We start from the raw sequence: 13,005 nt of genomic DNA, 5'->3' as shown, positions 1-13,005 counted from the left end.
TATGCAGCTCTTTTAATCACCGGCAACATTATTTGTTGGTTTGCTTAGCCTCTCGATAACTTTACGTTTTCTGTAAAACATCTCGCCTGTTTCGGCTATGTCGTGAATCATCGAGCGGTTGGAAAAGGCGCCGAATACAATCCCGAAGACCGGCACCATCTGAAATAGCTTTTTCCAGCCGAAAGCATCCCGATAGGCGAATACAACCTCTTTCCAGCCTTGCATTTCAAGGACAACCTCTCTTTGGACCTTCTCAGAATTATCATCAAAATGGGATAGCTGGTCCAGAATGGTGTTTTTGCCCATAACGTCTGCAGAAACATATTGTAGGCATTTAATAATAAAGATTCTTTCTTTTTTTTCATTTGGATTATAGCCATAACAAATGGCGATGTCTTGAAGAATTTTTATTTGCATCGACAGCAGCAAGGGAATATCGATGCCTAAAGTAAATAAGCCGCCAATCCCTGTACTTGCACCTTGTAATGTTGCTATTGTTTTCCGGCTTTTTGTGAGCTTTCCGACAGCTGCTTTCATTTCAACGAGGGGGAGATCCTTTACTTCTTCAAAATTTTCAACGTTAAGATGCTTATAATATTTTTTGGAAGAAGAGATGTCGCTCAGCAATTTTCCGCCGCTTTGAATGTAATTTCCCATTTCATCAAGCAATTGGCCGATTTTATTTTGAATGAAAGCAGGTGTTAATTTATCAATCAACTTGAAGGGCAGCCGGCTTAGCTTTTCCCAAAACCAAAGACCGCTTTGATCCTTCTCCCATTTCTTCACTTCATCCAATTCTTTTAATAAAAAAGCTTCATTTTCTGTCATACATTAGCTCCATTCTTACTAAATATTTTTCGTTTGTTTATTGTTAATACGTCTAATACTATCAATAAGTTACATTTATTTTCTCAAATAAATGCACTAAAAAAATTGAAGCAGAGTAGTTGCATTATGCGTATATCTAGTGTAAACTAGCAACAATTAAATAGTAAAGGACCACGACGTTGTGGTCGCCTTCGGGGTAGGGTGAAATTCCCAACCGGCGGTGATGAGTGTATAAATACTCTAAGCCCGTGACCCGGCTTATGAATAATAAGACGGTGGATTTGGTGAGAAACCAAAGCCGACAGTATAGTCTGGATGGGAGAAGGCAAACAGAAGCTGCTATCATTCTAAAATGGAATGAAAGTGTGTTTAGTATGAACAGGTGTATTTTCAGGTACGCTTTTTTGACGATGACTTTTTAGTTAAAAATCAAAAAAAGCTGCTCTTTTTTGGCGTAACCTTTAAAATATGAAGCCGCTTATTTGTTGTACAATCTCCCGTATAAATATTTATACGGGATTTTTTATTTTTATTTGATTTATCAACTGTAGGCAGGCACTGCATGATTTTATGAAGGAATGGTCAAAATGAAAAAAACTGGATTACATACAGCAGCGGTTTATATTTTGTTCTCATTAATAACTAAACTAGATTTGCTTTTAAACGCCCCAATTATGGTGTTAAGGCAGCTATTTAATAAAAATCCTGCAATATTAACTAGAGGAGGAAGCTTATTGTTTACTGGTATTGTCGAGGAAACGGGTGTGGTAAAAAATATTTCAAAAACTGGCAAAACCCTTGTCCTTGCCATACAAGCGAAAGTCATCATGGAAGATATGAAATTAGGGGACAGTATTTCCGTAAACGGAGTTTGCCTTACTGTTACTAGCTTCAAACAACATGAATTCACAGCAGATGTAATGCCCGAAACCTTTAAGGATACATCTCTATCCCGCCTGACAAATGGTTCGTTTGTCAACCTAGAAAGGGCTATGGCAGCAAATGGCAGGTTTGGTGGTCATTTTGTAACAGGCCATATAGATTGTGTTGGCAGAATATTGGAGAGAAAAACTATCGAAAACAGCATTAGCGTGGAAATAGAAGTCCCAGAACAATTCTCTCATCTTATTTTAGAGAAGGGATCTATTGCAGTGGACGGAACGAGCCTGACCATTTTCGAGACGAAAGACCATTCTGTAGGTGTAAGCATCATTCCCCATACTTCTTCCGAGTCGGTTGTCGGTAAGAAGCAGGTCGGAGATATCGTAAATCTTGAATTTGATATGATGGCAAAATATTTTTATTCGTTTATGAACAGAGACAAGGCAAACAGCAGCCGTGCCAGCAACATTACCCCTGACTTTTTGAAGGAAAACGGCTTCTATTAAGGCAAAACATTTAAACTCAAAAAAAGGGGGAAATAATATGTTTCATTCCATTGAAGAAGCGTTAGAAGATTTAAAAGCAGGTAAACTGATCATCGTAACAGATGATGAAGACCGGGAAAACGAAGGGGATTTAGTCGGTCTGTCGGAGTTAGTGACACCGGATATGATTAACTTTATGGCAAAAGAAGGCAGAGGGCTTATCTGTGTTCCGATAGAAAAGGAGCTTGCAGACCATCTTGAACTGTCGCCGATGGTAAGCAACAACAATGATCCTCGTGGGACAGCTTTCACAATCAGTATAGACCATAAAGACACAACGACAGGAATCAGCGCTTTTGAACGGGCACTGACAATTGAAAAAATGGTAGAAAAAGATGCCAAAGCTGCTGATTTTACTAGACCAGGTCATATCTTTCCTCTAATTGCACACAGCGGTGGAGTTCTTTCAAGAAATGGCCATACAGAAGCAGCGGTTGACTTGGCAAAATTGGCTGGCAGTTTCCCGTCTGGTATTATCTGTGAGATTTTAAAAGAGGATGGGACGATGGCTAGAGTAGATGACTTAAAATTAATAGCTCAAAAGTTCGATTTGAAAATGATTACAATAAAAGACTTAGCAGAATACAGACAAAAAAGAGAAGATGAAAAGGAGACAGTAAAATGACTAGAATATTCGAAGGTAATTTAATTGGAAGCGGCTTAAAGGTAGGAATCATCGTTTCAAGATTTAATGAGTTCATCACAACACGACTATTATCAGGTGCTGAAGATGCTTTGAAGCGTCATGGTGTGGAAACAGAGAATATTAATGTTGCATGGGTGCCAGGAGTATTTGAGATTCCTCTTGCTGCGAAAAAGCTAGCTGAAACAAATAAATACGATGCAATTATAACTTTAGGTACAGTTATTCGCGGAGCGACTCCACATTTCGATTTTGTCAGCAATGAAGTAGCTAAAGGGGTTGCAAGCACGTCTCTTGCAACAGGAGTACCAATTATCTTTGGCGTATTAACAACGGAATCGATTGAACAAGCGATTGAGCGCGCAGGTACAAAGGCTGGAAACAAAGGCTGGGAAGCTGCAACTAACGCTATTGAAATGGCGAATCTATATAAAGAAATGGTTTAACATATAAAGGATATAATCTTAGTTATTGGCCAAATTCTTTTCTGGAAGCGGAAAGGGATTTGGCCAATTTTATTGTAAAAGGATTGGCAAAGTAATGGAAATCTGCTATCATATTCAATTGTGGCTCACCTAAAGTGGTAAGTAGTTTTTGGACTGAAATTTATGTTCAAAGAAGTAAAACTTCTATAGAGTGATGCGGGTAGGGAGAGGGCTATATTTAAACAGGTTTAATAAATGAAAAACTATATAACAGAATTCTTTAAAATGAAAGAAAGCGAAGCTACTTTCAAAGGGGAATTTTTTGCAGGTCTGATTGGGTTTTTTACAGTTGTCTATATTGTCGCTGTCAACTCGCTTATTTTATCAGAGGCTGGAATTCCACTTGAAGCTGCTATTATCGCGACCATCTTGACATCTGTTTTCGGCTGTTTGTTGATGGGGTTTCTAGGGAATGTACCGGTATTACTTGTACCAGGAATGGGCATTAATGCGCTTTTCTCGTATACAATCGTTCAGTCAATGGGATTGAGCTGGCAGGAAGCGCTTGCTGTCGTGTTTGTTTCAGGGCTTTTGTTCATGCTGATTGCGTTTACAAAGCTGGCAAGCATTGTTAGTCAGTCCATACCATCTTCCCTTAAAGAATCGCTTACAGTTGGACTTGGCTTATTTTTGATGCTAATTGGCCTCGAAAAGGGCGGAATTGTCCAAAAAGGCAGTAATTCTATTATTGCACTTGGTTCCTTTAGTGATTTGCATGTATTGGCAACAGTCATTACATTAATCATCAGCATTATCTTATTTTTAAGAAATGTAAAAGGGAACTTCCTGATTACTATCTTAGTTGGAACATTGATTTCATGGATGTTCGGTTTGATAGACACAGGAGCTGCTGGCGATTCAGTACAGTTAAAGGATTATTGGAGTGTATTTGGTCATATGTCCTTTGATAAGATTATTACGATACCATTTTGGGTAGCGGTGTTCTCTTTATCAATGGTATTAGTTTTCGAAAATATTGGACTCGTTTCCAATCATGTTCAATATATCGGAAAACCGGAACGTTTTAAACGAGCTTTTCAAGCAAATGCTGTATCTGTTTTTCTGTCCGGCTTTTTCGGCAGCAGCCCGACTGTATCTACGGTTGAAAGCACTGCTAGCATGGCTGCAGGTGGGAAAACAGGCCTGACATCTGTTACGACAGCGGTGCTTTTCATTTGCTCTGCTTTCTTTATCCCTGTGATAAAGCTGATTCCGAATAGTGCTGTTGCACCGATTCTTATTATTATCGGCGGGCTGATGCTGCAAAATATTCGTAATCTAGATCTTAAGGATTTAAGTGAAAGTTTTCCAAGCTTTTTTATCATTGCGATGATTCCTTTCACTTACAGCATTGCAGATGGAATGGCAATTGGATTTATTTTATATCCAATCTTGAAAATAGCGCTCGGAAAAGCAAAAGAAGTATCTTTACCTTTATACTTCATTTCTTCCTTGTTCCTAATAAATTTTGTCCTTCAATATACACACTGATAATAACTGGCTTCTATAGGTTTTATGCCTATGGCGGCCAGTTTTTATTGAAGATATTGGGGAAAATCTGCCACATAAATTTGGGCTGAGCTAAATTACCCATTATAATAGAGCATATAGTCACTTTTTAGAAATGCTACAGAGTTCGACAGCCTTTGAAGGCCTTGTTTATTAGAATAATACTAAATATTTTGAAATGAGTAGAAAAGAAGTTCGGAGGTATTTCAATGGAAGTTTTTGTGGCTAGGCAGCCGCTGTTCAACAGAATGGAAGAAGTGTACGGTTATGAATTGTTATATCGAAATAACGAAGTTAATATGTTTCCAAATATTGACGGAGACCATGCGACAGCAGATGTTATCATAAATAGTTTTTTAAATATAGGCATAGAAAAGTTATCGGATGGAAAACCTTGTTTTATTAACTTTACAGAAAATCTTTTGGATCTAGGGCTGCCTACATATTTTCAACCGAGAGAAATCGTGATAGAGATATTAGAAACTGTCGAGCCAAGCAGAAAAATAATCAATATATGCAAAGAGTTAAAGGCGTTAGGATATAAAATTGCGCTGGATGATTATATTTTTGACAATACAAATCCATATGCCTATGAATTGCTTATCACGGCAGATATCATTAAAGTTGATTTCATGAATACGGATGAAGCTGCAAGGATTGAAATTGAGACCCTCGCCAAACAGCTTGGCAAAGAGATGGTTGCTGAAAAGCTTGAGACTAGGGAAGATTATGAGACAGCAAGGACTGCCGGCTATCATTATTTTCAAGGTTATTATTTCTCAAAGCCTTCTATCATGTCTACACATGATGTACCTGCTTATATTCATACATATTATGGTATCTCCAAACATATTCGTTCCATTGATCCAGACATTGATATGATTTCTAATTTGATTGAACAGGATATTTCTTTATCGTACAAGCTCCTTAAATTAATTAATACACTAGGTTTTGGCCTTAAGCATAAGGTTACAAGCATCAGGCAAGCGATTGTTCTTATCGGGCTGATGGAACTGCAAAAATGGCTGTACGTTCTGGCTGTAAGAGAAAAAGACTGGAATAATGGAATTTCGTATGAGATTATGTCTAACTGTCTTATAAGGGCGAGAATGTGTGAGTCTGTTGCAAAACTCATACCAGGGAAAATCAATACCTCCGGACATTTCTTGACAGGAATGTTTTCATTAATGGATTCAATCTTGAATCTTGATATGGAAGAGATATTAGTTCAAGTTCCCCTTGATGAAGCAATCATAGATGCGCTCTCTGGAAAAAGCAATACACAAAGGGATGTGCTTGATCTAGTGCTTGCAGTCGAAAAAGCAGACTGGGTTCAAATTAGCAAAGGCTGCAGAAAGCTTGGGATTGAGGAAAAAGACTTGTTCAAAGTATATGCAGAATCCCTTAATTGGGCAAAAGAATTAATGGAAGACAAAAAAATGTAATGAAGAGCCTGTGTCCTAAAGCTAAACAAAAGGACATAGGCTTATTTATTTAGCGAATGTCCATAAAACAATGGTTTTATGATTGCAATAATGGCAACTGCAGAAGTACAATGTAACATATAAGTTAACGTTGGAGGAAATTACAGATGAATATTAAACTTACTAAATGCCACGGAAGCGGGAATGATTTCTTGATAATCGACGAGATTTCCAATCCTAGCTATTCCTTCTCAGAAGAAGACCGCGCAAATTTGGCCATTGCCTTTTGCGACCGGAGCTCCCAATTAGGAGCAGACGGAATATTGTATGTGATGCCGAGTGATAAAGCAGATGCCCGCATGAGAGTTTTTAATGCAGATGGGTCAGAAGCATCTATGTGCGGCAATGGGATACGCTGTGTTGCCCGCTATGTTTGTGAACTTCTTGATGTGAAAGAAGCGGTTATAGAAACAATGAAAGCGAATCTTGAAGTGAACAACGAAGCAGACATTTTCCCAGAGATTCCAACATATTTGGTGGAGATTTCCCCCGTTTCCTTCCAAACAACAGATTTGCCATTACGTATCGAGCAGAAGACGCTTTTAAATGAAAAGATTGAAAGCCTTCATCCGGAGCTTACATTTACTGCCTTAGCTGTGCCAAATCCTCATCTGATTGCAATTGTCGACAAAGAGACAATCGAATCTTCGGTGCAAGAAGAGATAAGCAGCTATGTAAATGGACCTAATGAACTTTTCCCTGATGGAGTGAATGTCAGCTTCGTTTCTATATTAGACAAAGGCAATATTTATGTTCGCACATATGAGCGTGGCGTTGGATTTACAAATGCATGCGGAACAGCTATGTCAGCATCATCACTTGTGTCCATCTTAAACGGCTTCAATAACACAGGTGAATTTATCGAGGTCTACAATAATGGCGGAAAAGTCCGCTGTTACGTTCATGAAAATGATGGCAAGTATCGTATTGATCTTATCGGCAATGCAACATATGTTTATGAAGCAGGTGTGGAAGCAGATCTTAACAATCTAAGTGATTTTATTCTTCATGATAAAGTTGTCAATGAACAGGAAGAGTCTCAGTACAGTAAACTGCAGGAAGCAGCCCAAACATACTTAAAAGAAAAGCTTGTATAAAATTTTGCCTGGAAGGACTTGCCTTCCGGGTTTTTTAATTGGTAATAATGTTTATCGATTGGAAGAATCTAAAACAGCAACAGCAGTATTTTTTTCTTCCTTTCATCAAAAAATAAGTGCCTAAACTAATGGAAAGAAGGCAATTAACAATGGCAAAATTACTATATATTACAGCACATCCGCACGACCATTCCCAATCCTTCAGCATGGCTGCAGGACAGGCATTTATTGAATCATACAAAGAGCAGAATCCAAATGATGAAATTGTTCATATCGATTTGTATAAGGAAAACATTCCTGAAATCGACAGTGATGTGTTCAGTGGATGGGGCAAGCTTCAATCAGGAAAAGGGTTTGATGAGCTTTCTAATGAAGAAAAGTCTAAAGTAAGCAGACTGGCTGAATTAAGTGATCAATTTGTGGGCGGCGATAAATATGTTTTCGTCACACCGATGTGGAACTTTTCTTTCCCACCTGTTATGAAAGCATATATTGATTCTGTTGCTGTTGCAGGGAAGACCTTTAAGTATACAGATCAAGGTTCTGTCGGATTGCTGACAGACAAAAAGGCCCTTCATATTCAAGCTCGCGGAGGCATCTATTCAGAAGGTCCAACAGCCGATTTAGAAATGGGTCACCGCTATTTAAACGCTATTATTAAGCACTTCTTTGGGGTGCCGACATTTGAAGGTCTGTTTATTGAAGGCCATGCAGCAATGCCGGATAAGGCGCAGGAAATCAAGGAAAACGGCATAGCACGAGCAAAGGATCTGGCAAAAACTTTTTAATTTAATGGAGCTGCATTTTAATGCAGCTCTTTTTTTATGGTATAATTTGTAATAAACAGCTAGGAAAATGAAGGAGGTAAACAGCTTTGAATTCTTTTTTTGTGTACCTTATTATCATATTAGCAGTTGCAGGGGATTTCTTCTTATTGGATAGAAATCGTAAAAGATGGGGCTGGATGGATAAATGGTCTAGCAAAGGAAAAATTTTGTTTTTTGCTGTTATTTTACTATCCTCTGTTGTCGTGTATTTTGGGTTAAGTGTAAAGTATATATAAGTTGTTTAGATTTGAAAGGGCTTCCTAGTTCATTTACTTACATATTCATACTTTAATTAGTCCTGGTGATTTCTTGGTTCGCCAAAGCATAAAAACAGGCGATTTGAGGAATCTTAAAGAAAAAAGGACTGAAACAATGAAACCAATTGTCCCTTTCGAACCAATCGTAACGGAAACTATACCTACAGGTGATAACTGGATCGCCCAAGTGAAATGGGATGGCACAAGAATACTAACATACCATGAATTTGGTGAAACAAAGCTCTTTAATCGTAAATTAAATGAGCGGACTAAACAGTATCCAGAACTGATCGATACAACTGCTTACTTTTCAGCAGCTTCTTTTATTTTGGACGGAGAATTGATTGCTTTAAAGGAAGGGAAGCCATCTTTTTACGAAGTAATGAGACGGGATCGGCTAAAAAGTGTCGGCGTTAATGGAGGAATGCTAGAACAAGTGCCAATAACCTATATGGTATTTGACATAATACAGCTAGATGGCGAGTTGCTGACAGGTCATAGTCTTGCAGAAAGGCAGGAGCTTTTAAAGAAGTACTTTATACCGAATGAGCATGTGCAGCTTGTCGAAAGCTTTCACGACAAGGAGGGGCTGCTGCAAGCCTGCCTTAGCAATGATTTAGAAGGGGTAGTTTTTAAGGATTTGACAAGCAGCTACTCCATTGGAGGCAAGGATAAGCGCTGGCTGAAAAGAAAAAAACAACATGACTTGATTGCTGTTATAGGCGGAGTAACATATAAAAATGGTGTAGCCAATTCCCTGCATCTTGGTCTTTATGATCAAACAGATCATTTGGTTTATATCGGCAGTGTCGGCAATGGCAAATTAACAAATAAGGATTGGGCAGAACTCACCAAAATTCTTAAAACCATTGAAACTGGCAACTGCCCTTTTGCGAGTATGGCAAACAAAAGCAATATGGTTTGGTTAAAGCCGCTGCTTACAGTGAAGGTCAGTTTTCTAGAATGGATTGAGAATCATACATTAAGACATCCTATAATTGAAGCATTCGTAACAGCAGATCCCCTGGAGTGCAGAATGGAAAATTAGTTTTTTTAAAGCGTTGCGAGTCTCATGCAACGCTTTATTAGGAGTGTTGCAATGCGCCCTTGAGCAAGCGAAGCTTTTTTGTTTCCAGATAACTAAAATAAGAGTAAAGAAGCATATCATCAAATACAGTTCTTATAAGCTTTTCCATTTTTAGTTTTACCTGGTCTTCACATAACGGATCTTGATAGACTCGTCCGTAAGCCATAGCATCATATGTGTCAATGATGCGAATCATCCTCGCAAAAAGAGGTATTTCTTTGCCTTTTAATCCGTAATAACCGCTCCCATCTATATTCTCATGATGATATAAAATAGTATTTAAAAATTCATCGGAAAAGATTTGTCTGTCCTCCAACAGCTGTCTACCATACAGAGTGTGACGCTTAAGCTCCCGCATTTCCATTTCAGTCAGCTTTTCCTTCTTGTTAAGCAAGGAAGGGTCGATTTTCAGCTTCCCTATGTCATGTAAAGCCCCCATATAAAAAATCTTCGCAGATGAACCCATACCAATAAAAGCACTAAACTGATGCAGTTCGTCAGCAACGCGCATGGAGTGTCCTAATGTCCTGCGGCAATGTTTCAATAATTTGCATGTTAAATCCTGAATATGGTTATTCAAAGCATGATTCCTCCTTCATAAGAAAGGTTAACAAGTCTTCTATGCAAGAATAGCATGTAAATGGCATAAGTTGATGCTCTCAAACGGAACGAATCGTTTTACATTTGAGATAATTCTTTGCCGGGATTTATTTTTAATATATAAAAATCTAAGAATGTATTGCTTTAACAGAAATTTTTCAATTTTTATAAGATAAAAACAAGTATTAAAGAATTAATGATAGATAATGAAAAGCTGCATTTCATTATTGGGATGAAGCTAACTTAATCCTCATTGTAAAATGTAGATTGTTATTAATTTCATTCACATTCAATTCCTTATTTTTTAATCAATAAGCACCCTCTTTCATCAAAATTTCTAGCTTTTTCAACATTTGCTTATTGTTCAAAAAGTTGGGATTTGGTTACGAATTTTTGGCTGTGTTTGGAAATAAGCAACAAGTATTTCAAAGGGGAGTCAATAATTGATGGCTACAATAGCACTTTTAGACAATAATCCGCGTGCCAGAGAGAAAATGCGACAAATGCTGAGAGAAGACCAGTCCTTTCAAATTATTGCAGAAGGACAAGATGGCAGATTTGCTCTGCCAATTAAGAAGGCTCATAACCCGGATGTCTTTATTATTTCAAGCTTAATGCCTAATGTTGATGGCATAGAAGCAGCGAAAGAGCTATTGGATGAAGATCCAGCAGCGAAGATTATTATGCTGTTTCAGGAAGATGAGGAAAAAGACTTTAATGCCTCATTAAGAATTGGTGTAATGGGGTTTGTCAAAATGGAGAAAATAGAGATTTGGCTGAAGGAGGCAGTTAGAAGTCTGCTAGCTGAGAAAAACTATATGGACCCGTTTATTACAAGCAAGGTGCTGCAGCAATACCGTCATATAACACAGCGGAATGATAATAATTCGGCTGGTCTTCATATCTTTTCAAAACGAGAGCTTACTGTTCTTCAGCTTCTCGCAAAGGGAAAAAGCAATTTTGATATAGCGGACGATCTTCAAATCAGTGATAAGACGGTTAAAAACCATATTAGCAGTATATTAAAAAAGTCTAGGACAAAAAGCCGTACTAGGGCTGTTGTCAAAGCAATTAAGTACAGATGGGTCAATCTTTGATAAGGCGTTTAATAAAAAATCTTAGTAACTACATTCAAAAACTGGTCTATTCTGCATTAATTTCATTAAATTAAACAAAATAGAATATATCTTTGGCATAAAGGTGATGTGGATGAATCGATTTTATAAACGTTATTCTGACTTAATTTTTCAGCTGCTTAGTGAAGATAAGTGGAACAGCCTCGCGGTTCTTTCGGATAAAACAGGTTTTTCAAAAACGACCATTTGGCGTGATTTAGAGTTTTTGGAAAGTATCCTGCCGGAGGATTGGGTTTTTGAAAAGAATGAAACATTTGGAGTAAGGCTTATCAAGCCGGAGAATGGAACGCTGGAAAATCTATTGGGACAAATCAGAGAAAAAAACACGTATTTGCACACATTGAAGATCATTTTATTAAATGATGGAGTTGATGTTTCGCAAATATGTCAGGAAGTCCATATCAGCAGATCAACCGCTTATAGGCATCTTGAAAAGCTGCAGGAAGTTGTCGAACAGGCAGAAGTAATGCTGACTGCGAGTCCCTTCCGTTTGGTCGGGGACGAGAAGAAGATTCGTCGTTTCATTATGCAATATTTGGACTTCATGTCCTTTGAAACAAATATTGTGAAGGAAGGGCTTGATGCCGTTAAGTTCCAAGAGCATTTAGTCAGGCTGTTTTCCAACTTTTCCATGTCATACAGAACCGGGGCGCTGCACAGACTGACTATTATTCTGTTTATAGCCAATCATCGGGCTTCAATGGGTCATTATATTTCTTATCCTGATAAAGTGTTGAATACACATGCTGGAAGCAAATACTTCGAATTAACTAAACTGCTGTCGCCATATATGGTCAAATGTCCGCGCAGAGAGGTTCAGCTCCAGGAAATCCTTTATTTTTCCATATTTATAATGAGCGAGGAAAGGCCACTTAACCGAACAAAGCATCTAAAATATATTCATAGCTCGATGAAAACGGAAAGAGGCTATCCAATGGCTCAATATTTGGCAAAGCTTGATCGGTTTATTGGTTTTCCGATTTCACAGGATGATATTTTCTTGTTCCACTTGTATCAGTCACTAAAGCGAATATCTGTTGAAACGGAATTTGAGACAGAAACAGTGAAAAATTCTGCTCTGCAATACTTAGATTTTTTTGAAGAGAACGAGCTTTTTCAAGCAATAGAAAAGCTTGCTGAGGAATGCCTGACTCCATACTCACTCCTATTTAAAAAGCTTGATACACTTGAGATTTTCTCCTTAGTACAAGCAGCTGTAATAAGGAGATGGAACCATCACAAAATCCAAGTAGCTGTTGTGTGTAGAACATACAGTGAAAAAGATTATATTCGTGAAATATTAGCCTATCATTTTGACAGTAAGCTAAAAATATCCAGCTTGGACCCTTCCAGTTTAAATCTGCTGTATATGTATGAGGAGTTTGATTTACTTATATCGGCCGGTGAATTAAATCCTGTAAATACATGTATTGAGCATATACCCAAAATCAATATTTCATCTTTTCCGACTTCTTCTGAATTGAGAGAAATAAGTTACTTTATTGAGCAGCATTTTTTTGAGAATTTAGGAATTACAAAGGAAATGATTTATCCATTTAATGAAACGCTTATGTAAAATCTTTATATAAACAAAAAAAGGAGAACTCGCTGGTTCTCTTTTCTTT

Annotated in this window: 12 protein-coding genes, 1 pseudogene and 1 riboswitch; of the genes and pseudogenes, 11 read left to right on the top strand and 2 right to left on the bottom strand. The window is 37.8% G+C overall.

Annotated elements, in window-relative coordinates:
• Positions 1 to 12 precede the first annotated feature (12 nt).
• Positions 13 to 828 carry an EcsC family protein gene (locus ACLIJJ_RS01975; protein WP_233313504.1) on the bottom strand — a complete coding sequence of 272 codons (816 nt, stop codon included), beginning with the start codon at positions 826 to 828 and terminating at the stop codon, positions 13 to 15.
• Positions 829 to 1,011: 183 nt separating this feature from the next.
• Positions 1,012 to 1,159, top strand: a riboswitch (FMN riboswitch).
• Between the two features lie 403 nt (positions 1,160 to 1,562).
• Here ACLIJJ_RS01975 and ribE point away from each other — a divergent pair.
• The 9 genes and pseudogenes from ribE (at position 1,563) to ACLIJJ_RS01930 (ending at position 9,605) form a co-directional block, all read left to right on the top strand.
• Positions 1,563 to 2,216: a riboflavin synthase gene (gene ribE / locus ACLIJJ_RS01970; protein ID WP_237942306.1), complete on the top strand. Its 654-nt coding sequence runs from the start codon at positions 1,563 to 1,565 to the stop codon at positions 2,214 to 2,216.
• Between the two features lie 37 nt (positions 2,217 to 2,253).
• A pseudogene (gene ribB / locus ACLIJJ_RS01965) lies at positions 2,254 to 2,856 on the top strand (3,4-dihydroxy-2-butanone-4-phosphate synthase); the annotation flags it as partial.
• A gap of 20 nt (positions 2,857 to 2,876) precedes the next feature.
• Positions 2,877 to 3,344, top strand: a complete 468-nt coding sequence (ribH, locus tag ACLIJJ_RS01960) for a 6,7-dimethyl-8-ribityllumazine synthase (RefSeq protein ID WP_411410493.1) — start codon at positions 2,877 to 2,879, stop codon at positions 3,342 to 3,344.
• Positions 3,345 to 3,578: 234 nt separating this feature from the next.
• Positions 3,579 to 4,874, top strand: a complete 1,296-nt coding sequence (locus ACLIJJ_RS01955; protein ID WP_233313506.1) for an NCS2 family permease — start codon at positions 3,579 to 3,581, stop codon at positions 4,872 to 4,874.
• 227 nt (positions 4,875 to 5,101) lie between these two features.
• A complete protein-coding gene (locus tag ACLIJJ_RS01950; RefSeq protein WP_411410492.1) occupies positions 5,102 to 6,337 on the top strand; it encodes an EAL and HDOD domain-containing protein in 1,236 nt (411 codons plus the stop codon).
• 146 nt (positions 6,338 to 6,483) lie between these two features.
• Positions 6,484 to 7,473, top strand: a complete 990-nt coding sequence (gene dapF, locus ACLIJJ_RS01945) for a diaminopimelate epimerase (protein ID WP_233313508.1) — start codon at positions 6,484 to 6,486, stop codon at positions 7,471 to 7,473.
• A 149-nt stretch (positions 7,474 to 7,622) separates the two neighbouring features.
• Complete coding sequence (locus ACLIJJ_RS01940; RefSeq protein WP_233313509.1) at positions 7,623 to 8,261, top strand: FMN-dependent NADH-azoreductase; 639 nt, start codon at positions 7,623 to 7,625, stop codon at positions 8,259 to 8,261.
• 86 nt (positions 8,262 to 8,347) lie between these two features.
• Positions 8,348 to 8,536 carry a hypothetical protein gene (locus ACLIJJ_RS01935; RefSeq protein ID WP_233313510.1) on the top strand — a complete coding sequence of 63 codons (189 nt, stop codon included), beginning with the start codon at positions 8,348 to 8,350 and terminating at the stop codon, positions 8,534 to 8,536.
• Positions 8,537 to 8,672: 136 nt separating this feature from the next.
• Complete coding sequence (locus ACLIJJ_RS01930) at positions 8,673 to 9,605, top strand: ATP-dependent DNA ligase (RefSeq protein ID WP_411410491.1); 933 nt, start codon at positions 8,673 to 8,675, stop codon at positions 9,603 to 9,605.
• 37 nt (positions 9,606 to 9,642) lie between these two features.
• Here the strand turns inward: ACLIJJ_RS01930 and ACLIJJ_RS01925 are convergent, their stop codons facing one another.
• On the bottom strand, positions 9,643 to 10,224 hold the full coding sequence (locus ACLIJJ_RS01925; RefSeq protein WP_233313512.1) for an HD-GYP domain-containing protein: 582 nt from the start codon (positions 10,222 to 10,224) through the stop codon (positions 9,643 to 9,645).
• Between the two features lie 466 nt (positions 10,225 to 10,690).
• Here ACLIJJ_RS01925 and ACLIJJ_RS01920 point away from each other — a divergent pair, with 466 nt between their 5' ends.
• Together ACLIJJ_RS01920 and ACLIJJ_RS01915 are read left to right on the top strand one after the other, a co-directional pair.
• Positions 10,691 to 11,341, top strand: a complete 651-nt coding sequence (locus ACLIJJ_RS01920) for a LuxR C-terminal-related transcriptional regulator (RefSeq protein WP_233313513.1) — start codon at positions 10,691 to 10,693, stop codon at positions 11,339 to 11,341.
• Between the two features lie 112 nt (positions 11,342 to 11,453).
• Entirely contained in the window at positions 11,454 to 12,956 is a 1,503-nt protein-coding gene (locus tag ACLIJJ_RS01915) for an AcpB/EbpR/MafR family transcriptional regulator (protein WP_237941603.1), read from the top strand.
• The last annotated feature ends 49 nt before the right edge of the window (positions 12,957 to 13,005 follow it).

Origin of the sequence: Niallia laureatilytica, from assembly GCF_046613985.1 — a bacterium.
Taxonomy (GTDB): domain Bacteria; phylum Bacillota; class Bacilli; order Bacillales; family Cytobacillaceae; genus Niallia.
Note: the sequence above shows the minus strand (reverse complement) of the source record. Positions and strands in the feature narration are given on the sequence as shown.